Origin of the sequence: Saccharothrix sp. 6-C (genome assembly GCF_016695385.1) — a bacterium.
Taxonomy (GTDB): Bacteria; Actinomycetota; Actinomycetes; order Mycobacteriales; family Pseudonocardiaceae; genus Actinosynnema; species Actinosynnema texasense.
On the sequence record NZ_CP064192.1, the window covers coordinates 256,185 to 280,190 of the forward strand.

Here is a 24,006-nt window from a genome sequence, read left to right on the forward strand (position 1 = left end):
CGGCCAATGACGGACAGCGTGGACGAGCACCCCAAGGAGAAGCAGCGCGGACCGGTCGTCCTGCGTCGCGAGCGCCGCGACGAGCTGACCACCACCGACCAGCGGTTGCTGGACTCGCGCGGCCACAGCGACTGGGTGCACACCGACCCGTGGCGCGTGCTGCGCATCCAGGCGGAGTTCGTCGAGGGCTTCGGCGCGCTGGCCGAGGTGCCGAGCGCGGTGACCGTGTTCGGCTCCGCCCGCACCGGCCGCGACCACCCCGAGTACGAGACGGGGCGCAAGCTGGGCGCCGCGCTGGCCGAGGCGGGGTTCGCGGTGATCACCGGTGGTGGGCCGGGCGCGATGGAGGCGGTCAACCGGGGCTGCTCGGAGGCGGGCGGGTTCTCCGTCGGCCTCGGCATCGAGCTGCCGTTCGAGCAGGGCCTGAACCCGTGGGTCGACCTCGGCGTGAACTTCCGCTACTTCTTCGTCCGCAAGACGATGTTCATCAAGTACTCGCAGGCGTTCATCTGCCTGCCGGGCGGGTTCGGCACGCTCGACGAGCTGTTCGAGGCGTTGACGCTCGTGCAGACGAAGAAGGTCACCAAATTCCCGGTGGTCCTGTTCGGCAAGTCGTACTGGCAGGGCCTCTACGACTGGGTGCGCGAGTCGGTGCTGGCCAGCGGCAAGGTCGGCGAGAAGGACCTGGACCTGCTGTACCTGACCGACGACATCGACGACGCGGTGCGCGTGGTGAACGACGCGCACAAGGCCTGGGCGGACGCGCACTGACCGCGGGCGGGCCGGTGGTCCGGCCGGGCGTCGACGGTCGCCGCCGGGTCGGGGGAGTCGCGCGACCGGGGACTCGTGCCCCCGGTCCGCGCCCGACTCCCCGCTAGCGGACCTTCGCCTCCGCCAGGCCGCGGGCCGCCGCCAGCCGGGTCGCCTCCTCCGCGAACATCTCCACGTCCAGCGGCACGAACGGCGACGCCTCGACGTCCAGGCGCGAGCCCGTCGCCCTGGCCTGCCAGGTGCCCAGGATCTCGCCGTCCACGAGCAGCGCGCCCCGGCGGCCCAGGATTCGCCACACCTGCTTCTGGTGCGCCTTGTCCGGCACGAGCAGGTCGCGGTCGCGGGCGTTCAGGTAGGGGTCCAGCGGTGGCAGCAGCCGCACCACCTCGGGCTCCGGCGGGTTCTCGAACGCCGCCATCCGGTCGGCCGGCAACCACGCCCGCTTGGACACCGCGACCAGGTCGTCCGGCCACACGTCCTTCACCTCGCGGACCGGCGCGCCGAAGTAGTGCGCCACCTCGGACGGCCCGGCGGGGCCGTGCAGCCGCAGGTAGTCCGAGATCAGCGCGGGGAAGCCCGCGCTCTCCCGGGGCACGTCCCGCCGGCCCTCCAGCGGCACGAACGTCACCGTCTTCTCCGCCGGGTCGAACCGCAGCCCCGCGGGCAGCACGGCGAGGCGGAAGACCGGGTCGAGCACGTGGGTGGCGTCGCAGCCCCGGCACCAGGCGGCGACGTCCGGGCGCACCACCGCGGTGAGCCGGGCCGACGCCTCGCCCTTCGTCATCGGCTCCGTCACCACCTCGCGCAACGCCGAGGCGACCTCGTGCAGCACCTCGCGCCCGTGCTCCACCGGCGGCCGGTTCATCCGGGCCACCGCGTCGGCGTCGCTCAACGGCCACAGCCGGGCGGCCAACGCCGGCACCTCGTCGGCCCGGTGCCAGTGGGGCGCGCCCCGCACGCTCCACGTGAGGGTGAACGCGTCCAGCTCCGGCACCTGCTCCAACCGCGCCGCCAGCGCGGGCACCGCCGACCGCTCCGAGTCCTGCAACCCGAGGTCGAACACCCGCAGCCCGGACGCGTCGGCGACGGTCCGGTCGAACTGGTGCGCGGCGACCCGGTAGGCGATCACCCGTTCCCGGTCAGCCAAGGTCGTGGTCCAGGGTGATCAGCTCGTGCTCCAGCCGGGCCGTGCCGGAGATGCCGGCCAGCTCGCCGGTGCCGGACCCGGGCACGATGTGGCCCCAGAACTCGGCGTTGTCACCGGACATGACCGCGCCGTGCTGCAGGACGAACGTCCCGGCCTTCCCGTCGAGCGTCCCGGTGAACCTCTCGGTGCCCACGTAGCCGGCGGCGCCGTCCGAGGGCTGGCACATGGTCAACTCGGCCGTGCTGGTGCCCACCATCGCGCCGCTGTACGCCTTGTCCACGAGCGCCCGGCCCAGCTGCGGCTCCGCCTCGTCGTAGACGGTCTGGTCCCATCGGGTGATCTTGAACGTCGACTTCGCTTCCATGCGGGCGATCCTGTCAGGCATTCCTGCCACCCGCTGTCAGGGTCGGCCTCCGCCCACCGGGTCGGCGGCCACCGCGGGTGCGCGGCCTGATCACCCAGTGTCTCATGAGGTCACTGACCGTCATGGGGGTCCGGGTTCGGGAGCACCCGCCGTCAGCACCGTCCCGAAGGTCTGGCGACGGTTTCCGCCCCACGACCCCGCAGCCCTCCGACCCCTCACCCCCTCGGCAGCTCCAGCCACGACCCCGCGCCGAACGCCACCGACGACCCGATCGCACTCGACCCCTGGTACCGGGCGTCCACGGTGTCCACGACCAGCACCAGCCGGTTCCCGGCCGCCACGTTCCACACCACCGGCTCCAGCTCGACGTCGACCGCGCGGGTCGCGGTCCCGGTCAGCGTCACCGGCTTGTGCGTGATCAACGCGCCCGACCCCAGGGCGTTGACCTCGTACAGGTACGCGTACAACGTGGTGCGGGCCGCGCCGGGCGTCACCGTCAAGTGCGCCTTCGGCGTGCCGCTGACCGAGCCGGCGCTCCACTGCACGGGTCCGCGCCACACCGCCGCCGCACCCCGGTCGACCAACGGCGTGGACACCCCGACCGGCAGCCGCAGGAACCCCTGCAACGCGCCCGACACCAGGACCACGCCGCTCTCCGCGATGGTGGGCCACCCCGCCCCGATCCGGTCCGCCGACAGCGCCACCGCCTCCGTGCGGGCCGTCACCGCCGCCCACGACGGGTACGACCGCCAACCGCCGCCGTTGTTCGGCTTCACCTGCACGGGCAGCTCGCGCTCGACCCCGTTCTCCTCGCCCTTCACGTACCGGTCGAACCAGCGCCCCACCGAGGTCCAGATCTCGTTCGGCAGCCCGGCCGCCCCGAACAGCTCGGCCGTCGCGTGGTCGCCCGGCGACAGCATCAACCGCTTCGGCCCGCTCAACGCGCCGAAGAAGTCCGTGAGCTGGCCGGGTGCGAACAGCCCGTCGTTCCACGCGTTGCCGATCAGCACCGCCGCCTTGATCGACGACACGTGCGAAGCCGGCGAGCGGGGCGGCGAGATCGGCAGCACGTCGGCGAACCGGCCTTCCCGGTAGGCCGCCTCGGCCTCGCGCAGCACGGGCCCCGGCCGGCCGGTGAGCTTCCCCGCCGCCAGCAGCAACTCCACCGCCTGCGCGCTCACCGTCTCGTTCGGGTACAGCGAGCGGCCCAGGTCGGTCCACGTGCTCAGCGCCGTCACCGCCTTGATCCGCGGGTCGCGCGCCGCGGCCAGCAGCGACTGCCCCGCGCCGTAGGAGATCCCGCCGACGCCGATCCGCGCCGGGTCGCCGCCCGCGTGCGCCAGGCCCCAGTCGATCACCCGGCTGACGTCGGCCACGGTGTCCGGCCCGGCGACGTCGATCTCGCCCGCCGAGTCGTGGAAGCCGCGGGAGGTGTAGCTGATCACCGAGTACCCGGACTCGTAGGCCAGCCTGGCCGCCGCGCCCACGTACTCGATGTTGTTCACGCCCCAGCTCGACGGCAGCACGAGCAGCGGGAACGGGCCGCTGCCACGTCCGGTCGGCGTGACGACGAAGGCCTTCAACGGCGTGCCGCCCTCGCCGGGGATGGTCTGGTAGGCCACCGCGAACCCGGGCGCGGCGGCCTGGGCGGACGGTGGTGCGAGCACGAGCGCCACCAGGGCGGCGAGCAGCAGGGGGAGTGGTCGGCGCACGAGGTCCTCCTTGACCTTCGGCCACCCGGTCCAGCCACCGTGACCGGGATCACGCAGGGGGTGTTACCGGTGAGTAAACACGCAACGTACTCGTCAGTAGCAGAGGGCTGTGACGCAGCTCACGGGCAATTCCGACGTGGCACCATGCCCCCATGCGGTTCGGTTCACGAGAGGTCGCCGGGGATCGCGCGCTGGTGATGGCGATCGTCAACCGGACGCGCGACTCGTTCTACGACCGCGGCGCGACCTTCTCCGACGACGCCGCCATGGCCGCGGTGGACCGGGTGGTCGCCGAGGGCGCGGACATCGTCGACATCGGCGGGGTCAAGGCGGGCTCCAAGGGCGAGGTGGTGGACGCCGCCGAGGAGGCGCGCCGGGTCGTGCCGTTCGTCGCGGCGGTCCGCGACCGGCACCCCGACCTGGTGATCAGCGTCGACACCTGGCGGCACGAGGTGGGCCGCGCGGTGTGCGAGGCGGGCGCGGACCTGATCAACGACACGTGGGCGGGCGCGGACCCGGCGCTGGCCGAGGTGGCGGCGGAGTTCGGCGTCGGCATCGTCTGCTCCCACACCGGCGGCCTCGAACCGCGCACCGACCCGCACCGCGTCCGCTACGCCGACGTGGTGGCGTACGTGGTGGCGGAGCTGGTCGAGCGGGCCGAGCGGATGGTCGCGCTGGGCGTGCCCGCCGAGGGCGTGCTGATCGACCCGACCCACGACTTCGGCAAGAACACGTGGCACGGCCTGGAACTGCTCCGCCGGTTGGACGAGCTCGTGGCCACCGGGTGGCCCGTGCTGATGGCCCTGTCGAACAAGGACTTCGTCGGCGAGACCCTGGGCGTGGAGCTGGACGACCGGGTCGACGGCACGCTCGCCGCCACCTCCGTGGCCGCGTGGACCGGCGCGAAGGTCTTCCGGGCGCACCAGGTGCGCCAGACCCGGCGGGTGGTCGAGATGGTGGCGAGCATCGCCGGCACGCGACCCCCGGCGCGCGTGCTGAGGGCGTTGGCCTGATGACCGACTGGTTCGCGGCCAACACGTGGCAACGGCCGCGGTGGACCCCCGAGGAGCTCCTCGCGCACAAGGCGGACCGCACCGTCAGCGTCGTCCTGCCCGCGCTCGACGAGGAGGCGACCGTCGCCGACGTCGTCGCCGTGGTCCGCCCGCTCCTGGGCACCCTCGTGGACGAGCTCGTGGTCGTCGACTCCGGCTCCACCGACGACACCGCGGCCCGCGCGGCCGCGGCGGGAGCGCGGGTCGTGCACCGGACCGACGTGCTGCCCGACCTGGCGCCCCGCCCCGGCAAGGGCGAGGTCCTCTGGCGCTCGCTGGCCGCCACCACCGGCGACCTGGTCGTGTTCCTCGACTCCGACCTGGTCGACCCGGACCCCGAGTTCGTGCCCGCCCTGCTCGGCCCGCTGCTCACCCGCGCCGACGTGCACCTGGTGAAGGGCTTCTACCGGCGGCCGCTGCGACTGGAGAGCACCGGCGGCGGCCGGGTCACCGAGCTGGCGGCCCGGCCGCTGCTCAACGCCCTGCGGCCCGAGCTGGCGGGCGTCGTGCAGCCGCTGGGCGGCGAGTACGCGGGCACGCGCGAGTTCCTGGAGTCGGTGCCGTTCGCGCCCGGCTACGGCGTCGAGATCGGGCTGCTGCTCGACGCGCACACCCGCTACGGCCTGGACGGGATCGCGCAGGTCAACCTGGGCGTGCGCAAGCACCGCAACCGGGACCTGCGGCAGCTCGGGCCGATGGCGGCTCAGATCGCGGTCACCGCGCTGCGCCGCTGCGGCGTGCCGGTGGCGTCGTCGACGCTGACGCAGTTCGTGCCGTTCGACGGCGAGTGGCTGCCGTCGCCGGTGGACGTGCCCGCCGAGGACCGGCCCGCCATGCGCTCGGTGCTCCAGCGGTCGCGGTAGTAGCCGGGCGCCGCGACCAGCTCCTCGTGCGTGCCCTCCTGCGCGACGCGACCCCCGTCGAGCACCACGACCCGGTCGACACCGGCCAACGGCGCGAGCCGGTGCGTGACCAGCACGACGGCGCCCCGCGCGTGGTCGAGCACGCGGCGCAGGACGGCGTCACCGTGATCGACCGCCAGGCCTTCGACGGGTTCGTCGAGCAGCAGCACGTCCGGGTCGGCCAGCAGGGCGCGGGCCAGCAGCAGGCGTTGCCGCTGACCGCCGGACAACGCGCCGCCGTCCTCGCCGACCACGGTGTCCCACGGCACGTCCAGGTCCACCACCCGGGCGACTTCGTCCAGCTCCTCCTGTGACGCCTCCGGCCGGGCCAGCCGCACGTTGGCTTCCACGGTGGCGTGGAAGACGTGCGCGTCGTCCAGCACGCCCTTGGCGACGCCGGGGTGCGCGGCGGCCAACGCCCGCAGGAACGTGCTCTTCCCCGCCCCGCTGGCGCCCACCACCCCGACCCGGCCCACGGGCAGCTCCACGTCCGGTGCCGGGGCGTCCCGCACCGGCAGCACCTCCCCCACCCGCAACGCCTCCCGCACCCGCGTGACCGACCCCCGCACCTCGGCCCACCGCTGCGCCGCCGCCGCCAGCGGCAGCGTCACCTCCAGCACCGCGACCGAGCCCAGCACGACGTGCGCCGGGGCGCCGGACCGCAGGAACGCCAACGCCACCCCGAACTGCACGACCACGGCCACCGCCGCCAACGCCGCCGCGCCGGACCCGCCCCGCCGTTCCCGGTCGGCCACCGCGTCGACCACCCGGCCGGTCGCGGCCAGCTCCCGGTCCAGCGCGCCGAACGCGGTCAGCTCGGCCGCTCCGTCCAGCAGCACGACGGTCCGCTCCGCCAACTCCGCCCGCAACGGCGCCAGCGCCCGCGAGTGCCGCACCGCGAGCCCGTACGCGGCCCACGGGACGAGGCAGGCGGTCACCACCAGCCCGACCGCCAACGGCCACGCGAAGCCCGTCGCCGCCAACGCCACCACCCCGACCACGACCGCCACCGCGCCGGGCAACGCGCACCGCAACAACGCGTCCTGCACACCGTCCACATCGGACACGAGTCGGGTGAGCGCGTCGCCCTTGGCGAGCGGACGGCGCAGCAACGCCTCGTACACCCGGCCGCGCACCTCCGCCAGGTGCCGCAACACCGCCGAGTGCCCGGCCAGCCGTTCGGCGTACCGCAGCCCGCCGCGCGCCAGGGCCAACGTCCGCACCGCCACGACCGCCACCGCCAACGCCGACAGCGGCGGCTGCCCGGCGGCGCGCACGACGAGCCACACGGCGGTGGTCATCAGCCCGATCCCGGCCAGTTCGGCGGCCACCCCGGCGGCCACCGCGAGCACCAGTCGCCTCATCCGAACGCCACCACCCGATCCACCTCGTCGAGCACCGCGGGCCGGTGCGCCACGACGATCGCCGTCCGCCCGGCCACGAGCCGCCGCGTCGCCCGCACCACCGCGTCCTCGGTGCCGCCGTCCAGCCGGGACGTCGGCTCGTCCAGCAACAACAGCCGCGCCTCGTCCCGCACCAACGCCCGCGCCAACGCGACCCGTTGCCGTTCACCGGAGGACAGCGGGTGCTCGGCGTCGACCAACCCCGCCAACCCCATCTCCGCCGCCGCGCCGCGAACGTCACCGGAAGAGCCCAGGGCGATGTTCTCGCCGACCGTGCCGGGGAACAGCGTCGGCCGCTGCGGCACCCACGCCACCTGCCGCAACCACGACTCGCGGTCGATCTCGCGCAGGTCCACCCCACCGACCAGCACCCGCCCCGACGCGGGCGTCACGAACCCCAGCACCACGGCCAGCAACGTGCTCTTCCCCGCCCCGCTGGGCCCGACCAGCCCGACCCTCTCACCGGCCGCGACCCGCAACGACATCCCGCCCAACGCCTCCCTGCCGGGATACCGGACCACCACCTGGTCCACCACGATCCCGGCCGTCCTCAGGTCGGGCGCACGCGTCCTGCCGACCTCGACGAGTTGTCCACAGCCCCCGCCCGACGACGCCTCTGCGTCGTCCCCCTCTGGCAGGATCAAGATCGGGGATCCCCCCGGCGAGGACCCCTGCGCAGCGACGACCTGCGGCGCCGGCCGCGACGCGGCGCGCGATCGTGCTCCGGGTGCGGCTTTCGGCGCGGCTTGTGGCACGGCCTCCAGCACGGCCAGGCCCTCCGCGGCGGCGTGGAACTGCGAGCCGGCCGCCCGCAGCGGCAGGTAGGCCTCCGGCGCCAGCAGCAGCACGAGCAGCGCCACCGGCAACGTCACCCCGCCGTGCAGCAACCGCAACCCCACCGGCACGGCCACCAGCGCCACCGACAACGTCGCCACCAGCTCCAACACCAGCGCCGACAAGAACGCGACCCGCAGCGTCCGCATCGTCGCCGCCGCGTGCGCCGCCGCCATCGCCCGCACCGTCCCCGCCTGCGCCGCCGCCCGCCCGAACACCTTCAACGTGCCCATCCCGCGCACCACGTCCAGGAAGTGCCCGCCCACCACCGCCAACCCGGCCCACTGGGCCCGCGTCCGATCCCGGGTGTGCGAGCCGACCAGCGCGGCGAACACCGGCACCAGCGGCAACGTCAGCAGCACCACGACGGCCGACGTCAGGTCCGCGAACGACAACCGCGCCACCACGGCGACCGGCACCACGGCCGCCACCACCGCCTGCGGCAGGTAGCCGGCGAAGTAGGGCTCGACCGAGTCGACCCCCTTCACCACGAGCGTCGTGACCGCCCCGGACGTCCCGCGGCGCCCGTCCCGCAGCACCCGCTTGCGCAACGCGGCCTTCATCGACACCGCGAAGCGCTGCGTCACGACCCGCCCGCCCCACACCACGCCCGCGCGGGCCGTGACCACCGCCACCACCCACCACGCCGACCACCCGCCCGCCAGCACCCCCGCCAGCACCTCGGCCTGCGCCAGCACCACCGCCGCCGTCAGGACCGCCAAGACCACCAGGACGGCGACGTACCGCCGGTCAACGTGCCGCACGGGACATCCGCCACGTCGCCCACTGGAACACCAGCACCAGCGGCACCACCACGACCGCCGCCCACGTCAGCACCCGCAACGACGACACGTCGGCCATCACCGACGCGGTCACCACCGACCGCGCCCCGAACACCGCCACCACCGGCAACGCGCACAGCACGGCGCTGCACCCGAACGCCACCCGGTGCCGCCCCGCGCGCAGCGCCACCCGGACGCCGCCCAACGACGCCAGCGCGAGCACCGCGGTCACCCCGAACGCGGGCGTCGGCACCGACCCGGCCGTCACCACCGCCGCCACCGCGAAACCCGCACCGGGCAGCACCAGCACACCCGCGATCCGCGTCGCCCGCGCCCGCAGCTCACCCGACAACCGCCAGGCCAGGAACACCGCCCCGTGCAACCAGAACACCACCGCCATCCCCGCACCCCACAACCACACGGGCCCGCCGAGCACCCGCCCCAGCAGCACGCCCCACCCGACGGCCACCACGAGCGCGCCGCCCACCAGCAGGAAGTCCCAGCCGGGCGACCGCAGCTGCACCGCCACCGTGAAGCACACCAGCCCGGCCAGCAGCACCGCGAACACCGTGTGCTGCGACGACAGCAACTCGCCCTCCAGCCGGGGGAACGCGCCGAACAGCACGCCCACCGCGGCGACCAGCCACACCTCGTTGCCGAGGAAGAACGGCGTCACCGCGCGCAGCACCGCCCGCCGCGACCGCTCGTCCCGCCCGACCACCCTCAGCAACGCCCCGACCCCGTAGTCGAACCCGGCCAGCGCGAAGTAACCGCAGGTCAGGAACGCGAGAAGGGCTACCCAGACACCGTGCACGACACACCTCTCACAGCGCCGGGACGAGCGGCGACACCGGCGCCCCGTCCGAGTCGACCGGTCCACGCCGCGCGAGCCGGGCGATCAGCACCCAGTCGGCGACCGCCAGCACCGCGAACACGGACGTGAACGCGACGAACGACACGAGCACCTGGTCCGCACCCACGTGCGACATCGCGTCCCGCGTGGTCAGCACCCCCTGGACCAGCCACGGCTGCCGCCCGACCTCCCGGAACAGCCAGCCGCCGATCGCGGCGACGAACGGCAGCGGGATGCCGAGCACCATCAGGTACAGCGGGAACCGCATCCGGACCACCAGGTCGCGGGCCAGCAGCGGCACGGTCACCCAGCTCACCAGCAGCAGCGCGAACCCGATCTGGATCATGAACCCGAGTCCGGCGCCGTCCGCCGCGCCGACCGCGTCGAACTTCTCCGGCTGGTGGCGCCGCACGATCGGGAACTGCCCGAACCCGAACCCGACCAGCGGCGGCGTGGCCAGCGCCGTCAGCACCACGCCCAGCCGCAGCGACCGGCGGAAGAAGTCGACCTCCGCCGTGCGGCGGATGAAGTGGTAGGCGCTCACCCCGGTCAGGAACACGCCGCCGACGGTCAGCGACGCGAAGCACACGTGCAGGAACGCGGCGCCGAACGTCGGGTTGGTCAGCAGCGCGGAGAAGTCGACCAGCCGCAGCACGCCGTCGCGCAGCTCGTGCCCGGCGGGGTTCTGCAGGAACGCGTTGGCCACCATGATCCAGAACGCGGAGGCGAAGGCGGTCAGCGCCACCAGCCAGATCAGCGCCAGGTGCGCCCACTTGGGCATCCGGTCCCAGCCGAAGATCCACAGGCCGAGGAACGTCGACTCCAGGAAGAACGCCACCAGCGTCTCCAGCGCCAGCGGCGCGCCGAACACGTCGCCCGCGAACGTCGACAGGCCCGACCAGTTCAGCCCGAACTGGAACTCCATGACGATGCCCGTCGCGATGCCGAGCGCGTAGTTCACCACGTAGAGCCGGCCCCAGAAGCGCGCCATCCGGGCGTGCACGGGGTCGGCGGACAGCGTGGCCCGGGTCTGCATCACCGCCACCGCCGTCACCAGTCCGAGCGTCAGCAGCACGAACAGGAAGTGGAACGACGTCGTGGTGGCGAACTGGAGCCGGGCCAGTCCGAGAGCATCCATGAGTAGGCACGGTATACGTAGGCAAGCAACCCAACATCGGGGATGTCCCGGATGTCCGCCCCGGACCACGACCAGTAGAGTCGCTACCCATGAAGTCCGACGCGCTGCGCGGGCACCTGGACGCGCTCCTGCTGGCCACGCTCGACGGCGGGCAGCTGCACGGCTACGCCATCATCGAGGCGTTGCAGCGGCGCAGCGGCGGCGCCCTCGACCTGCCCACCGGCACCGTCTACCCGGCCCTGCGCCGGCTGGAGACCGCCGGCCTGGTGGCCAGCGAGTGGAGCACCGTCGGCGGTCGGCAACGCCGCACGTACCGGCTCACCAAGGCCGGTCAGCGCGCCCTGGCCGCCGAGCGCACCGCGTGGCGCGAGTTCACCACCGCCATCGAGGGCGTGCTGGGAGGCGGGCCGTGGCCGGCGCAGGCGTGATCGACGACTACGTGACCGCCCTGGACCGGCGGCTGCGCGGCCCGGACCCGGTCAAGGACGACCTGCTCGCCGAGGCCAGGGACAGCCTCCACGACGCCGCCGCCGCGCACCGCGACGACGGGCTCACCGAGGAGGACGCCCAACGCCGCGCCGTCGCCGAGTTCGGCCCGGTCACCGCCATCGCCCGCGAGTACCAGGGCCTGCTCGGGCTCGCCTACGGCGCCCGCACGCTGCGGTCGGTGATGCTCGTCATCCCGCTCGCGTACGTCATGTGGGAGCTCAACCGCAGGTTCTGGATCGGCGCCTGGCAGGACTTCGACGCCCCGCCGCCCGACTGGTACCTCGTCGTGGCCCGGTTCAACGACACGTCGGCGTGGCTGGTGGCGGGCGTCGCGGTGCTCGCCCTGCTCGTCGGACGGCGACTGGCCCGCACGGCGGTCAGCACGCTCACCCTGGCCCGGCTCGCCGGCGCCGTGGCCGTCGTCGCGGTCGGCGTGTCCCTGCTCGGCAACGTGGCGATCCTGGCCGCCACCGCCTACCTGGACGCCACGAGGCTGCTCATGTCGCCGCCGGTGGCCGCCGCGACCGTGCTCTCGTTCGTCATCGCGCTGCGGCTCACCGTCCTCGCCCGGCGCTGTGTGGTGTTCTCCTCGGTCTGACCGGCGGGGCATGTGTCACGATCGTCACGTGACCTCAGCGCTCATCTACATCGTCGTCATGGCGCTCGTCGCGGCCGTGGTCTTCCTGCTGGCCGCGCTGGTGTTCGGGCGTGGCGAGGAACTGGCGCCGCTGCCGCCGGGCGCGTCCCCGACCCGGCTGCCGTCCGACGACGTGACCCCCGACGACGTGCGCGACCTGAAGTTCCAGCAGGTCCTGCGCGGCTACAAGATGACCGAGGTGGACTGGGCGCTGGACCGCCTGGCCGGCGAGGTCGAACGGCTGCGGGACCGCGTCGCGGAACTGGAGGCCGACCTGGGCGTCGGCCACCAGGCGGTGCCCGAGCCCGAACGGGAGCCGGAGCATGACCCGGCTTGACCTGCGCGTCGCCGTCGAGGCGCCGGCCGGGACCACCTGGGCGGCGCTGACCGACTGGGCGCGGCAGGGTGAGTGGATGCTCGGCACCACCGTCCGCGTGACCAGCGGCGACGGCGTCAGCACGGGCAGCGGGCTGACGGCGTTCACCGGCCTCGGCCGGCTCGGGTTCACCGACACCATGCGCATCACCGCGTGGGAGCCGCCGGTGCGCTGCGCGGTCGAGCACACCGGCCGGCTCGTGCGCGGCACCGGCGAGTTCGTCGTCGTCCCGCGCGGCGCGGAACGCAGCGAGCTCGTCTGGTCCGAGGACATCGCGCTGCCTCTCAACCTGGCCTTCGCACCGGGTGTGGCATGGTCGCTGCGCCGCTTCGCCGCCTTCGCCCGGGAGTACCGCGCATGACCGACCTCGTCCGCTGCCCGTGGGGCGACAGCACGCCCGACTACGTCGACTACCACGACACCGAATGGGGCGTGGAACTGCGCGGCGAGGCGGCGATGTTCGAGCGCATGTCGCTCGAGTCGTTCCAGTCCGGCCTGGCCTGGATCACCATCCTGCGCAAGCGCGAGAACTTCCGGGCCGCCTTCGCGGGCTTCCGGCCCGAGGTGGTCGCCGAGTTCGACGCCGCCGACTTCGACCGGCTGATGGCCGACGCGGGCATCGTCCGCAACCGCGCCAAGATCACCGCCACGATCGCCAACGCCCGCGCGGTCGCCCGGCTCGACGTGCCGCTGGACGACCTGCTGTGGTCCTTCGCGCCCGAGCGCCACGAACGACCCGCCACGATCGCCGACGTGCCCGCCGTCACACCCGAGTCGAAGGCGATGGCCAAGGAGCTCAAGCGCCGCGGCTTCGCGTTCCTCGGCCCCACCACCTGCTACGCGCTGATGCAGGCCACCGGCATGGTCGACGACCACATCGCGGCCTGCTTCCGCGCCACGTCCCAACCGGCCACCCGCGGGCGCCGGCGCGTCACCGGCCGGTGAAAGTCGGCTTCCGCTTCGCCACGAACGCGGCCACCGCCTCGCGGTGGTCGGCCGTCGCGCCCGCCTCCGCCTGCGTGCGCGCCTCCACGTCCAGCGCCGCCGCCAGCTCACCGGAGAACGCCATCGCCTCCTTGATCTTGGCGTACGCCGTGGTCGGCCCGGCCGCCAGCTGACGGGCCAGCGCCTGCGCCGTCGACAGCACCTCGCCGTCCGGCACGACCTGGCCGACCATGCCGATCCGCAACGCCTCCTCCGCGGCGACCGGCTGCGCGAGCAGCATCATCTCCATCGCCCGGCCGTGCCCGATCAGCCTCGGCAACGTCCACGACGCGCCCGAGTCCGCGGTCAACCCCACGTTCGCGAACGCCATCAGGAACTTCGCCCCCGCGCCGGCCACCCGCAGGTCGCACGCGTACGCCAGCGACGCCCCCGCGCCCGCCGCCATCCCGTTCACCGCCGCGATCACCGGCTTCGGCATCCCCACGATCGCCTTGATCAGCGGGTTGTAGTGCCGCTCCACCGTGTGCAGCGGCGCCGGGTCGCCCGCCTCCAGCAGCGCGACGTGCTCCTTGAGGTCCTGACCGGCGCAGAACGCCTTCCCCGCCCCCGTGACGACCACCGCCCGCACGGCGTCGTCCGCGGCGGTCTCGACCACGGCCTCCAGGAACCGCTCCTTCAACGCCACCGTGAACGAGTTGAACGACTCGGGCCGGTTGAGCGTGAAGGTGCGAACGCCGTCAGCGTCGTCGATGAGGAGTTCGGACACGGGGTGACCTCCGGTTCAGTGGTGTGCGAGGGAGTCGTCGACGAACTCGGCCACCGCCGGCGCGAGCCGGTCGGTGTGCCGGTCGAAGAACGCGGCCGCCGCCGCGCCCGGCCAGTCGGCGGGCAGCAGCTCGCGCGGCAGGCCAGGGTCGCGGAACAGGAACTTGCGCCAGGCGTGCAGGAACCGCTGCGAAGCCGCGAACGCCGCCGACGGCGACCTACCGTCCACAGCGGACATCACCGGCTCCCACTCGGCCACGAACCGCGCGTAGTCCCGCCCCAGCGTGGCCAGGTCCCAGGCGCGCGCCGCCAGCTCCGCCGGGTCGCCCTCGTGCTCGCCGTGGAACGTGCTGCCCCGGACGTCCTCCCCGGTGAGCACGTCCGCCAGCTCCGGCGACGGGCGCGGTGCGATCCACGTCACGGGCCCGAGCGCGCCGTAACCGAGCAATTGCAGCGAGGAAGCGAGCCGGTCCCGCGCCTCGCGCGCGGGCAGCTCCTCCAGCACCACCACGTGCCAGCGACCGTCCCACGTGGACGGCCGGGTGCGGTAGATGCGGGCCGCCGCCTCGTCCAGCCGCCGTTCCGCGCGAGGTGTCATCGCGTAGCCGGGGCCGTCCGGCAGGCGGACCGGCTCCAGCCAGCCCTGCCGCACGGTGCGCGAGACCGCCGTGCGCACGGCGGGCGCGGCGAAGTCCAGCGGCTCCAGCAACCGGACCAGGGCGGCGATCGTCGCCGCGCCACCCCGCTCGCGGAGGTGGCCGCCGTAGACGTCGAAGAGCGCGGAACGGGCTCGCACGAGAGCCGAGTCTGTCAGGGCGACCCCGCGACACGCCACAAAGCCGGCCGCGGTCACGACCAGGTGACGGTCGGCCCTCGGCGCGGAAGTCGTTGGGGCACGGCGATCCTGGCCCTGATCTGCGGCTTGGCGAAGATCGCCGAACGGTCGCCGGCCGGCCGGAAAGATCGGTTCGGTTTCGCTGCCGAGTCCGCATAGGGGAGAATGGCCTGAGTATCCGGCCCTGGTCGGACGGGGAAGATGTTGACGGAGGGAGCACGCGATGGCGGCCATGAAGCCCCGGACCGGCGACGGTCCCCTCGAGGTGACCAAGGAGGGGCGCGGCATCGTGATGCGCGTTCCGCTCGAGGGTGGTGGGCGCCTCGTCGTCGAGATGTCGGCGGACGAGGCCAACGCCCTGGGCGACGCCCTCAAGGCAGCCGCCGGCTGACCAGCCGGAGAAGAGAAAGCGTCGACGCCCCGGTTTCCACTGTGGAACCGGGGCCTCGCTACGTCGTGCCGCGCCGGTGACGCACCCCGCCGCCCGCGCCGTCTTACCGGGCTCTGATCTGCGGCTTCACCAGCCCCAACCCCCTGTCGGTCCTACCGGAGGTCCCCCGTGCGAGCACCCCTGCCCACCCCGCTGGTCACCGTGGAGGTGGCCGACACCCTCCGGCGAGGTGTGCCCGCGGTGCTCGTCGCGTTCCCCGGCGACCCGGTGCGGCTGGGGCCCGGCGCGGAGGACGTGACCGACCTCGGCGACGTGAGCGGCAAGGCCGGCGCGACCTCCCGGCAGGGGCGGACGTGGGTGGTCGGCGTCGGCGACGGCGGGCCGGGTGACTGGCGCAAGGCGGGCGCGTCGCTGGTCCGGGCGCTGCACGCGGACGCCGAGAAGGCGGGCGGCACGACGTTCGACGTGCGGCTGCCCGCCGACGTGACGGCGGAGGCGGTGGCGGCGTTCACGCTGGGCGCCGCCGTCGGCGGGTACCGGTTCAAGGTGACCTCGGAGCCGCCGCCGCCCCGGGTGAAGTCGTTGCGCCTGGTCACCGGGGGTGCCGGGCTGGCGGACGCCGTGCGCAGGGCCACCACGCTGGCCGCCGCGACGTCGTTGGGGCGCGACCTGGCGAACACGCCGTCAAATGTGAAGGATCCGTCGTGGCTGGCGTCGGCGGCGGTGAGGGCCGCGCGGGCGGCGCCCGGCCTCGACGTGGCGGTCCGGGACGGGGAGTGGCTGGCCGAGCACGGGTTCGGCGGGGTGCTGGCGGTCGGCGGCGGCTCGTCGCGGCCCCCGAGGCTCATCGAGCTGACGTGGCCGGGCACCGGCGAGGGGCAGCCGCACCTGGTCCTGGTCGGCAAGGGCATCACGTTCGACACCGGCGGCATCTCCATCAAGCCCGCCGAGGGCATGCACCTGATGCGCACGGACATGTCCGGCGGTGCGGCCGTCATCGCGGCCCTGGTCGCGATCGCCCGGCAGAGCCTGCCCGTCCGGGTGACGGGCTTGGTGCCGGCGGCGGAGAACCACGTGTCGGGCTCGGCGTACCGGCCGGGTGACGTCATCACCCAGTACGGGGGCACGACGACCGAGGTGACGAACACCGACGCCGAAGGCCGGCTGGTCCTGGCCGACGCGCTGGCCTACGCGGTGGCCACCCTGCGGCCGGACGTGCTGGTGGACGTGGCGACGCTGACCGGCGCGATGAAGGTCAGCCTGGGCCTGCGCACCGGGGGCCTGTTCGCGACCGACGACGACCTGGCCGCGCGGGTGGCCGAGGCCGGCGCCCGGGTCGGCGAGTCGTGGTGGCGGATGCCGCTGCTCGCGGACCTGGCGGAGGACGTGCGCAGCGACATCGCCGACCTGCGCCAGTGCCCGCCGGGGCCCGGTGGCATCACGGCGGCGCTGTTCCTGAAGGAGTTCACCGGCGGCGTCCCGTGGGCCCACCTGGACATCGCCGGCCCCGCGCGGGCCGACAAGGTCTACGACGAGGTGGTGCCGGGAGCCACCGGCTTCGCCGCCCGGACCTTGGTCGAACTGGCCGAGACCTACAGCCGGCCCGACACGATCGGGTGATCATGGCCCGGAAATGTACGGAAACACCGTTACCGTCCCTCGGTTGAATCGAGGAACCGCAACCCCCCGACCCGCACCCCTCACGGACAGCGGGCCGGGCGGGTGAGCGGCAGGCGGCCGGGGGAGCGTGGTCAGGGCGCCAGCGCGTGGTCGCGGAAGGCTTGGACGGCCGGCGGGAGCGGGGTGTCGGCCGGCCAGACCAGGGCGATCTCCCGCGCGGCCCGCGGGTCGAGCGGGATCTCCGGCAGGCCCGAGGGCGAGTCGGCGTGCGGCAGCAGGGCGACGCCCAGACCCGCCGCGACCAGGCCCCGGACGGTCTCGGTCTCCTGGCCCTCGAACGCCGGGGTGGGCGTGAAACCGGCCGCGGCGCACAGGTCGTCGGTGATCTGCCGCAGGCCGTAGCCCGGTTCGAGGCCGACGAACTCCTCGCCCGCCAGCTCGGCCACCCGCACCGCCGGGCGGCCGGCCAGGCGGTGGCCCGGCGGGACGACCAGGATCAGCTCCTCCTCGCGGATGACGGCGTGCGCGAACGCGGGGTCGGTCGGCGGCGGGGAGACGAGGGCCAGGTCGACGTCGCCGTCGGCCAGGTGGGCGAGGATGTCCTGGCGCGAGTTCTGGACCAGGCGGAACCGCACGGCCGGGTGATCTTCGCGGAAGGTGCTGACCAGGGACGGGACGACGGACCGGCCCAGCAGGTGGAGGAAGCCCAGCGCCACCTGGCCACGTTCGGGTGACACCTCTTCCGCTGCGGCGCGTTGGCCCGCTTCCAGGGCGGTCAGGGCGCGGTCGGCGGCTTCGCACAGCAGGCGGCCCGCCCTGGTCAGGCGGACGCGGCGGCCCGATCGGAGGGCGACCGGCGCGCCCAGTGACGTGCCCAGGGCGGCCAGCCAGCGGCTCACGGTGGGTTGGGGGACGCCCGCGGCTTCGGCGGCGTGGGTCACGTGCTCGTCGGCCGCCAGCGCGCGCAGGACGGTCAGCCGCTGCACCAATTCATCCATCACCGCATGGATTATCGCAAACTGGCGCATTGGACGCATGGATTAGCGTCGAAGACGTGCCCAGCCGCCTCACCACCGCCGTCGCCGCCACCGGCCTGGCCACGTTCACGCTGCTCTACGCGCCGCAGTCGGTCCTGCCCGACCTCGCCCGCGAGTTCCGCCTCGCACCGGCCGGAGCGTCCCTCGCCATCAGCGCCGCGACCGGCGCGCTGGCCCTCGCGATCATCCCGATGGCGGCCCTGGCCGACCGCGTCGGCCGCCGCCGCGTCATCGTCTGGTCGGTCCTCGCCGCCGCCGCCCTCGGCCTGCTCCTCCCGCTCGCCCCGACCTACGAGACCTTCCTCGCCGCCCGTGCCCTGCAAGGCGTCGCCACCGCCGGCGTCCCCGCGACCGCCATGGCCTTCCTCGCCCAGGAGGCGCCCAGGGCGCACGTCGGCGCGGCCATCGGCGCCCTGGTCGCGGGCAACAGCGCGGGCGGCATGCTCGGCCGCCTCATCACCGGCTTCACCACCGACGGCACGTCGTGGCGCACCGCCCTGGCCCTCGCCGGCGCGTTCGGCGCGGCCTGCGCGATCACCGCCGCCCTCCTGCTGCCCAAGGGCCGCCACGCCGAGCGCCGCCCCAGCGCCCTCAAGGACGCCCTCACCGACCGCGTCCTGCTCTGCCAGTACGCGATCGCGGTCCTCGCGGTGGCGGCGTTCATCTCCGTCTTCAACGTCATCGGCTTCCGCCTCACCACCGACCTGGGCCTGCCCACCGGCGTCGCCACCCTGGTCTACCTCGCCTACGCGGCGGGAGGCGGCACGTCCGCCGCCGCGGGCCGCCTCGCCGACCGCCACGGCCGCGCCCGCGTCGCCCTCGCCGGCCTGGCCCTGGCCGCCGCCGGCGCCGCGATCACCCTCCCCGACCACGTGGCCGCGATCGCGGTCGGCCTCACGCTGTTCACCGGCGGTTTCTTCGCCGCCCACGCGGTGGCGAGCGGCTGGGTGGGGGCCCACGCCCCCGAGCACGTCCGGGGTCAGGCCTCGGGCGTGTACCTGTTCGCGTTCTACGTCGGCAGCAGCACCGGCGGCACGGCGGGCAGCGCGGCCTACCAGGCCCGCGGCTGGCCGGGCCTGACCGCCCTGGTCACGGTCTGGCTGGCGTTGGCGGCGGTCGCGGTCCTCGCCGCGCAGAAGGCCACGACGGCCCGCGAGGCCCGCGACGCTCAGAAGTCCAACGGCACCTCGACCGCCGCCCCGCCCGTCACCGCGACCGGGCCCAGCTGCGGCAACGTCACGGTTCCGGCGGCCACCGAGAACGTCGCCGACCGCACGTCCTCCGGCACCTCGTACACGACCGCCACCGGCACGGTGTCCCCGCCGTAGCGGGCGCCGACCTGCCGCGCCGCCTGCCCGCCCGGCACCGTCAAGGTGAACAGCGGCGCCGTCTGCCCGGCGCCGACCACGCTCGGCAGCCCGTGCCCGACCAGCCGCAGCTCCACCAGCGCCGACCCGGCCCCGGCGGTCGCCAGCTCGTACTGCGCGCTGGACGACACCGGCCGCTGCCGCCCCAGCCGCGCCCGCACGACCTCCACCGACCCGGCCGACCCGCCCACCGCCATCGGCGTCGACACCGAGATCTCCTCCGGCCCCGGCGCCCGCCGCAGCACCTTCGTCGCCTCGCCGACGACCACCCCGGTGGGCACCTCGACCCGCTGCTGCAGCGACTTCGCCCCCACGGTGTCGAGCACCAGCGACTCCGGCCCGCCGCCGACAGGCACGGTGTAGACGATCAGCGCCGACCCGTGGTCCGGCAGCCGGTCGGCGGGCAGCCGGTGCCGCCGGCCCGGCACGTCCAGCGACAGCTCCGGCGGCTGCGGCAGCCACCCGCGCCACGGCGTCTGGCCGAACGCCGAGTCGACCTCGCTGTGCCGCGTCACCCGCACCCGCAGCACCCGCAGCGCCACCCCGTGCTCGGCCCGCAGGTCACCCTCCGCGGTCGGCCACACCGACGGCGACGAGTACCCGGTCACGTGCACTTCGAGCTGGTCGTCGCGCACCATCGCGGACGCCGCGTCGAGCACCTGCCCGTCGTCGGGCAGCACGGCCAGGAAGTCCGGCCCCGCCTGCCCGACGCCCTGGTCGGCGTCGGTCACCCGCCCGTCGGTGCGCACCAGCTTCCCCACCGGCGTGCTCCGGGCGCCCTGCGCGGGCACCTGCGGCGGCTGGACCTCCAGGCGGATGCCGAAGGCGTTGCGCCCGACCTGCTTCAACGGCACCGGCACCCAGTCGGTGGTCGCGGCCGTGCCCGGCACCTGCACGGGACCGCACCACAGCCGCGTGTCGACCTCGAACGCCTCACCGGTGCGCGCGAACCAGCAGCTCACCGCGTCCTGCCCGGTCCGGGCCACGTACCCGAACGACAGCGTGTAGCTCAGCTCCGCCTCGGCCCGCGACTGCAGGCCGGGCGCGTCCAGCACCGCCTCTCCCTCGATGGTCAACCTGACCTGCTCCGCGCTGAACGCGGGCGTGGCGCACCCACCGGCCACCAGCGCGAGCAGGAGCACAAGCCACCGCATACCGCCCCCAGTAGTCGCCCCTACTGGTTAAAGGCGGTCGGCGGCCCGTACCGTTGCATCGGGATCGAGTGGCGCACGTCACATCGCGGGCTCAGGTGGTCACTGGGCGCCGTTCAGCGCGGCCGAGTACACCGCCACGGTCTGCTCGGCCACCGTCGCCCACGAGAACTCCTCGATCGCCCGCGCGCGCCCCGCCTCGCCGAACGCCGCCGCCCGCGCCGGGTCGCCGAGCACCTCGTTCACCGCGTCGGCCAGCGCCACCCGGTACGCCTCGACGTCCTTCTCGTCGTAGTGCACCAGCAGCCCGGTCCGCCCGTGGTCGACGACCTCGGGGATGCCGCCCACGTCGGAGGCCACCACCGCCGTGCCGCACGCCATCGCCTCCAGGTTCACGATGCCCAGCGGCTCGTACACCGACGGGCACACGAACACCGTCGAGTGGCTCAGGATCTGCCGCACCTCGGCCGGCTGGAGCATCTGCTGGATCCAGAACACCCCGGGCCGCGACGCCGCCAGCCCGGCCACCGCGAGCCGCGTCTCCTCGGCGATCTCCGGCGTGTCCGGCGCGCCCGCGCACAGCACGACCTGCGCGTCCGGCGAGATCCGGTGCGCGGCGGCGACCAGGTGCCCCACGCCCTTCTGGCGGGTGATCCGCCCGACGAACGTCACGATCGGCCGCGTCGGGTCGATGCCGTGCCGGAGCAGCGCGTCGGTCTCGGTGACGGGGTGGTAGGCCGAGGTGTCGATGCCGTTGCGGACCACGTGCACGCGCGCCGGGTCCAGCGCCGGGTAGCAGTCCAGCACGTCGGCCCGCATGCCCTCGCTGACCGCGATCACGGCGTCCGCCGCCTCGTACGCGGTCCGCTCCACCCACGACGACACCCGGTAGCCGCCGCCGAGCTGCTCGGCCTTCCACGGCCGGCGCGGCTCCAGCGAGTGCGCGGTCACCACGTGCGGGATGCCGTGCAGCAGTTTCGCCAGGTGACCGGCCATGTTGGCGTACCAGGTGTGGGAGTGCGCGAGCTGCGCGTCGCCCAGCGCGGCGGCCATCTCCAGGTCCACCGACAAGGTGGCCAGCGCGGCGTTCGCCTGCTCCAGGCCGTGGGCCGGGTTGTGGGCCCTGGCGTCCGCGCGCGGCCCGCCGAAGGCGTGCACGTCCACGTCCACCAGTTCGCGCAGCCTCGGCACGAGGAAACCGACGTGCACCCCAGCGCCGCCGTAGACCTCCGGCGGGTACTCCCGTGTGAGCAGTCCAATTCGCACGTCGCTCACCGTAACCCGCCCGCCGGGGCAGCCGGGTGAACGAGAGGGGTTTGCGTTACTTCGCCGTTGGTGGGGCGGTGGTCACCCGGTTAGGGTCGTTGCTGTGAAAGGGCAACCGCACGTTCTAGGAATTGTCCTCGCCGGTGGCGAAGGCAAACGGTTGTGGCCGTTGACCGCCGACCGGGCAAAGCCGGCGGTGCCCTTCGGCGGTAACTACCGGCTGGTGGACTTCGTCCTGTCCAACCTGGTGAACGCGGGTTTCGTGAAGCTCTGCGTGCTCACCCAGTACAAATCCCATTCCCTCGACCGGCACATCTCCACCACGTGGCGACTGTCCAATGTGCTCGGCCAGTACGTCACGCCGGTGCCGGCGCAGCAGCGGCTCGGGCCGCGCTGGTACACCGGCAGCGCCGACGCCATCTTCCAGTCGTTGAACCTCGTCAACGACGAGAAGCCGGAGCACGTGATCATCTTCGGCGCGGACCACGTCTACCGGATGGACCCCGGTCAGATGGTGCAGCAGCACGTGGAGACCGGCGCGGGCGTCACCGTGGCGGGCATCCGGGTGCCGCGCGCGGAGGCCAAGGCGTTCGGCTGCATCGACTCCGACTCGACCGGGTTGATCACCCGGTTCCTGGAGAAACCCGCGGAGCCGCCGCACGTGCCGGACGACCCGGAGGTCACCTTCGCGTCGATGGGCAACTACGTGTTCACCACCGAGGCGCTGATCGACGCGTTGCGGGCGGACGCCTCGAACCCCGACTCCGACCACGACATGGGCGGCGACATCATCCCGATGCTCGTCGACCAGGGGCAGGCGCACGTCTACGACTTCGCCGACAACAAGGTGCCGGGGGAGACCGACCGCGACCGGGGCTACTGGCGCGACGTGGGGACCATCGACGCCTACTACGAGGCGCACATGGACCTGGTGTCGGTGCGGCCGGTGTTCAACCTCTACAACCAGGCGTGGCCGATCCGGACGGCGACCCCGCCGCTGCCGCCCGCGAAGTTCATCGCGGGAGGCAGCGCGGAGGACTCGATGGTGGGGCCGGGCTCGATCATCTCCGGCACCGTCCACGGGTCGGTGATCAGCTCGGACGTGGTGGTCGAGTCCGGGTCCGTGGTGCAGGGCAGCGTGCTGCTGCCGGGCGTGCGGATCGGGCGCGGCGCGGTGGTGCGGCGGGCCATCCTGGACAAGAACGTCGTCGTGCCCGACGGGGCGCTGATCGGCGTGGACCCGGCGACGGACCGGCAGCGCTACACGGTGTCGTCCGGCGGGGTGACCGTGCTGGGGAAGGGCGTCACGGCTCACTGACGGCAGGAGTGCCGCGTCGGGGACCTCACCCGGGTGAGGTCCCCGACGTCGCCCCGAGTCGGGGCCGACCTCCGGGGTTCACCCACCTGGGTGAACCCGCGCCGGCGAGGTCGGGTGGTCCGGCGAGTGGACCCGAAGCCGCTCGGCGGCCGGGCGTGTCGGGCCCTCAGCCGACCTTCGCCGCGACCAGCAGGCCGTCGCCGAGCGGCAGGATCACCGGCACCAGGCGGTCGTCGTCGCGGACCGACCGCGCCACCTCCCGCATCGCCGCCGTGTCCGGGTCCCGGTGCGCCGGGTCGACCACCCGGCCGTGCCACAGGACGTTGTCGAACGCGATCACGCCACCCGGCCGCAGCAGCCGCACGCCCTCCGCCAGGTACTTCGGGTACTCCGCCTTCGCCGCGTCCACGAACACCAGGTCGTACGCTCCGTCGGTGAGCCTGGGCAGCACGTCCAGCGCCCGCCCCATGATCAACCGGGTCCGCGACACCGCGATCCCCGCCTCCGCGAACGCCACCCGGGCCGCCCGCTGGTGCTCCGGCTCCACGTCGATCGAGGTCAGCACCCCCGCCGCGGGCATGCCGCCGAGCAGGTACAACGCGCCGACGCCGGCGCCCGTGCCGATCTCCACCACGGCTTTGGCCTGCGTCGCCGCCGCGAGGAACCGCAACGCCGCCCCGCCGCCGGACCCGATCGGCACGCACCCCAACCCGGCGCCACGAGCCCTGGCGGCCGCGGTCACGGCGTCCTCGGGCAGGTAGCCCTCCACGTACTCGCGCGTCGGCGCATCCACAGCACGAAGGCTAACGCCGCCGGCGTCGGTTCGGGTGAATCCGGCGGACACCCGGATT

Annotated in this window: 23 protein-coding genes and 1 pseudogene; 12 read left to right on the plus strand and 12 right to left on the minus strand. The window is 74.0% G+C overall.

The features are described from left to right. Nucleotides 1–6 precede the first annotated feature (6 nt). Complete coding sequence (locus IOD16_RS01235; protein WP_123744069.1) at nucleotides 7–771, plus strand: TIGR00730 family Rossman fold protein; 765 nt, start codon at nucleotides 7–9, stop codon at nucleotides 769–771. 103 nt (nucleotides 772–874) lie between these two features. Here IOD16_RS01235 and IOD16_RS01240 read toward each other — a convergent pair whose 3' ends face one another. From IOD16_RS01240 to IOD16_RS01250, 3 genes are all read right to left on the minus strand, one after another. Next, nucleotides 875–1,918: a DNA glycosylase AlkZ-like family protein gene (locus IOD16_RS01240; protein WP_201438563.1), complete on the minus strand. Its 1,044-nt coding sequence runs from the start codon at nucleotides 1,916–1,918 to the stop codon at nucleotides 875–877. Further along, on the minus strand, nucleotides 1,911–2,282 hold the full coding sequence (locus IOD16_RS01245; protein WP_201438564.1) for a DUF3224 domain-containing protein: 372 nt from the start codon (nucleotides 2,280–2,282) through the stop codon (nucleotides 1,911–1,913). Before IOD16_RS01245 ends, IOD16_RS01240 begins: the two co-directional genes overlap by 8 nt. Before the next feature lie 215 nt (nucleotides 2,283–2,497). After that, nucleotides 2,498–3,994 carry a CocE/NonD family hydrolase gene (locus IOD16_RS01250; protein WP_236594676.1) on the minus strand — a complete coding sequence of 499 codons (1,497 nt, stop codon included), beginning with the start codon at nucleotides 3,992–3,994 and terminating at the stop codon, nucleotides 2,498–2,500. Nucleotides 3,995–4,146: 152 nt separating this feature from the next. On the opposite strand from IOD16_RS01250, the gene folP reads away from it, so the two are divergent. Further along, entirely contained in the window at nucleotides 4,147–5,007 is an 861-nt protein-coding gene (gene folP, locus IOD16_RS01255; protein ID WP_201438565.1) for a dihydropteroate synthase, read from the plus strand. Beyond that, entirely contained in the window at nucleotides 5,007–5,909 is a 903-nt protein-coding gene (locus IOD16_RS01260; RefSeq protein WP_201438566.1) for a glucosyl-3-phosphoglycerate synthase, read from the plus strand. Before folP ends, IOD16_RS01260 begins: the two co-directional genes overlap by 1 nt. A 197-nt stretch (nucleotides 5,910–6,106) precedes the next feature. On the opposite strand, the pseudogene IOD16_RS01265 reads toward IOD16_RS01260, so the two are convergent. The 4 genes and pseudogenes from IOD16_RS01265 to IOD16_RS01280 form a co-directional block, all read right to left on the minus strand. Further along, nucleotides 6,107–7,312: pseudogene (locus IOD16_RS01265) on the minus strand (ATP-binding cassette domain-containing protein); the annotation flags it as partial. Continuing rightward, on the minus strand, nucleotides 7,309–8,949 hold the full coding sequence (gene cydD, locus IOD16_RS01270; RefSeq protein ID WP_201438567.1) for a thiol reductant ABC exporter subunit CydD: 1,641 nt from the start codon (nucleotides 8,947–8,949) through the stop codon (nucleotides 7,309–7,311). The pseudogene IOD16_RS01265 and the gene cydD, both read right to left, overlap by 4 nt. Continuing rightward, nucleotides 8,936–9,781 (minus strand): cytochrome d ubiquinol oxidase subunit II, encoded by an 846-nt coding sequence (locus IOD16_RS01275; protein WP_201438568.1) that lies wholly within the window; start codon nucleotides 9,779–9,781, stop codon nucleotides 8,936–8,938. Before IOD16_RS01275 ends, cydD begins: the two co-directional genes overlap by 14 nt. A 10-nt stretch (nucleotides 9,782–9,791) precedes the next feature. After that, nucleotides 9,792–10,958: a cytochrome ubiquinol oxidase subunit I gene (locus IOD16_RS01280; protein WP_201438569.1), complete on the minus strand. Its 1,167-nt coding sequence runs from the start codon at nucleotides 10,956–10,958 to the stop codon at nucleotides 9,792–9,794. 89 nt (nucleotides 10,959–11,047) lie between these two features. On the opposite strand from IOD16_RS01280, the gene IOD16_RS01285 reads away from it, so the two are divergent. The 5 genes from IOD16_RS01285 to IOD16_RS01305 are packed head-to-tail and all read left to right on the plus strand — an operon-like array spanning nucleotide 11,048 to nucleotide 13,405. Continuing rightward, nucleotides 11,048–11,386, plus strand: a complete 339-nt coding sequence (locus IOD16_RS01285; RefSeq protein ID WP_201438570.1) for a PadR family transcriptional regulator — start codon at nucleotides 11,048–11,050, stop codon at nucleotides 11,384–11,386. Further along, a complete protein-coding gene (locus tag IOD16_RS01290; protein WP_201438571.1) occupies nucleotides 11,368–12,045 on the plus strand; it encodes a permease prefix domain 1-containing protein in 678 nt (225 codons plus the stop codon). The genes IOD16_RS01285 and IOD16_RS01290 overlap by 19 nt, the downstream gene beginning before the upstream one ends. Before the next feature lie 28 nt (nucleotides 12,046–12,073). Beyond that, nucleotides 12,074–12,421 (plus strand): DivIVA domain-containing protein, encoded by a 348-nt coding sequence (locus tag IOD16_RS01295; protein WP_201438572.1) that lies wholly within the window; start codon nucleotides 12,074–12,076, stop codon nucleotides 12,419–12,421. Further along, nucleotides 12,408–12,821 (plus strand): SRPBCC family protein, encoded by a 414-nt coding sequence (locus IOD16_RS01300; protein WP_201438573.1) that lies wholly within the window; start codon nucleotides 12,408–12,410, stop codon nucleotides 12,819–12,821. Before IOD16_RS01295 ends, IOD16_RS01300 begins: the two co-directional genes overlap by 14 nt. Continuing rightward, nucleotides 12,818–13,405 carry a DNA-3-methyladenine glycosylase I gene (locus IOD16_RS01305; RefSeq protein WP_201438574.1) on the plus strand — a complete coding sequence of 196 codons (588 nt, stop codon included), beginning with the start codon at nucleotides 12,818–12,820 and terminating at the stop codon, nucleotides 13,403–13,405. The genes IOD16_RS01300 and IOD16_RS01305 overlap by 4 nt, the downstream gene beginning before the upstream one ends. Here IOD16_RS01305 and IOD16_RS01310 read toward each other — a convergent pair. Both IOD16_RS01310 and IOD16_RS01315 read right to left on the minus strand, forming a co-directional pair. Next, nucleotides 13,392–14,171 carry an enoyl-CoA hydratase-related protein gene (locus tag IOD16_RS01310; protein ID WP_123744055.1) on the minus strand — a complete coding sequence of 260 codons (780 nt, stop codon included), beginning with the start codon at nucleotides 14,169–14,171 and terminating at the stop codon, nucleotides 13,392–13,394. The two genes, IOD16_RS01305 and IOD16_RS01310, sit on opposite strands and share 14 nt — an antisense overlap. A gap of 15 nt (nucleotides 14,172–14,186) precedes the next feature. After that, nucleotides 14,187–14,966, minus strand: coding sequence for a PaaX family transcriptional regulator (locus IOD16_RS01315; protein WP_236594677.1), 780 nt, complete (start codon nucleotides 14,964–14,966; stop codon nucleotides 14,187–14,189). A gap of 262 nt (nucleotides 14,967–15,228) precedes the next feature. Between IOD16_RS01315 and IOD16_RS01320 the strand changes: the two genes are divergently transcribed. Together IOD16_RS01320 and IOD16_RS01325 are read left to right on the plus strand one after the other, a co-directional pair. After that, nucleotides 15,229–15,396 (plus strand): DUF3117 domain-containing protein, encoded by a 168-nt coding sequence (locus IOD16_RS01320; protein ID WP_012783412.1) that lies wholly within the window; start codon nucleotides 15,229–15,231, stop codon nucleotides 15,394–15,396. Nucleotides 15,397–15,564: 168 nt separating this feature from the next. Next, nucleotides 15,565–17,016, plus strand: coding sequence for a leucyl aminopeptidase family protein (locus tag IOD16_RS01325; RefSeq protein WP_201438575.1), 1,452 nt, complete (start codon nucleotides 15,565–15,567; stop codon nucleotides 17,014–17,016). A 131-nt stretch (nucleotides 17,017–17,147) separates the two neighbouring features. Here IOD16_RS01325 and IOD16_RS01330 read toward each other — a convergent pair whose 3' ends face one another. Continuing rightward, nucleotides 17,148–18,014, minus strand: a complete 867-nt coding sequence (locus tag IOD16_RS01330; protein WP_236595102.1) for a LysR family transcriptional regulator — start codon at nucleotides 18,012–18,014, stop codon at nucleotides 17,148–17,150. 56 nt (nucleotides 18,015–18,070) lie between these two features. On the opposite strand from IOD16_RS01330, the gene IOD16_RS01335 reads away from it, so the two are divergent. After that, on the plus strand, nucleotides 18,071–19,381 hold the full coding sequence (locus IOD16_RS01335) for an MFS transporter (protein ID WP_201438577.1): 1,311 nt from the start codon (nucleotides 18,071–18,073) through the stop codon (nucleotides 19,379–19,381). 1,292 nt (nucleotides 19,382–20,673) lie between these two features. On the opposite strand, the gene glgA is transcribed toward IOD16_RS01335, so the two are convergent. Then, nucleotides 20,674–21,837, minus strand: coding sequence for a glycogen synthase (glgA, locus tag IOD16_RS01340; RefSeq protein ID WP_123748123.1), 1,164 nt, complete (start codon nucleotides 21,835–21,837; stop codon nucleotides 20,674–20,676). 103 nt (nucleotides 21,838–21,940) lie between these two features. Between glgA and glgC the strand changes: the two genes are divergently transcribed. Next, nucleotides 21,941–23,155 carry a glucose-1-phosphate adenylyltransferase gene (glgC, locus tag IOD16_RS01345; protein ID WP_123744050.1) on the plus strand — a complete coding sequence of 405 codons (1,215 nt, stop codon included), beginning with the start codon at nucleotides 21,941–21,943 and terminating at the stop codon, nucleotides 23,153–23,155. Nucleotides 23,156–23,321: 166 nt separating this feature from the next. On the opposite strand, the gene IOD16_RS01350 is transcribed toward glgC, so the two are convergent. Continuing rightward, nucleotides 23,322–23,948: an O-methyltransferase gene (locus tag IOD16_RS01350; RefSeq protein ID WP_201438578.1), complete on the minus strand. Its 627-nt coding sequence runs from the start codon at nucleotides 23,946–23,948 to the stop codon at nucleotides 23,322–23,324. Between the last annotated feature and the right edge of the window lie 58 nt (nucleotides 23,949–24,006).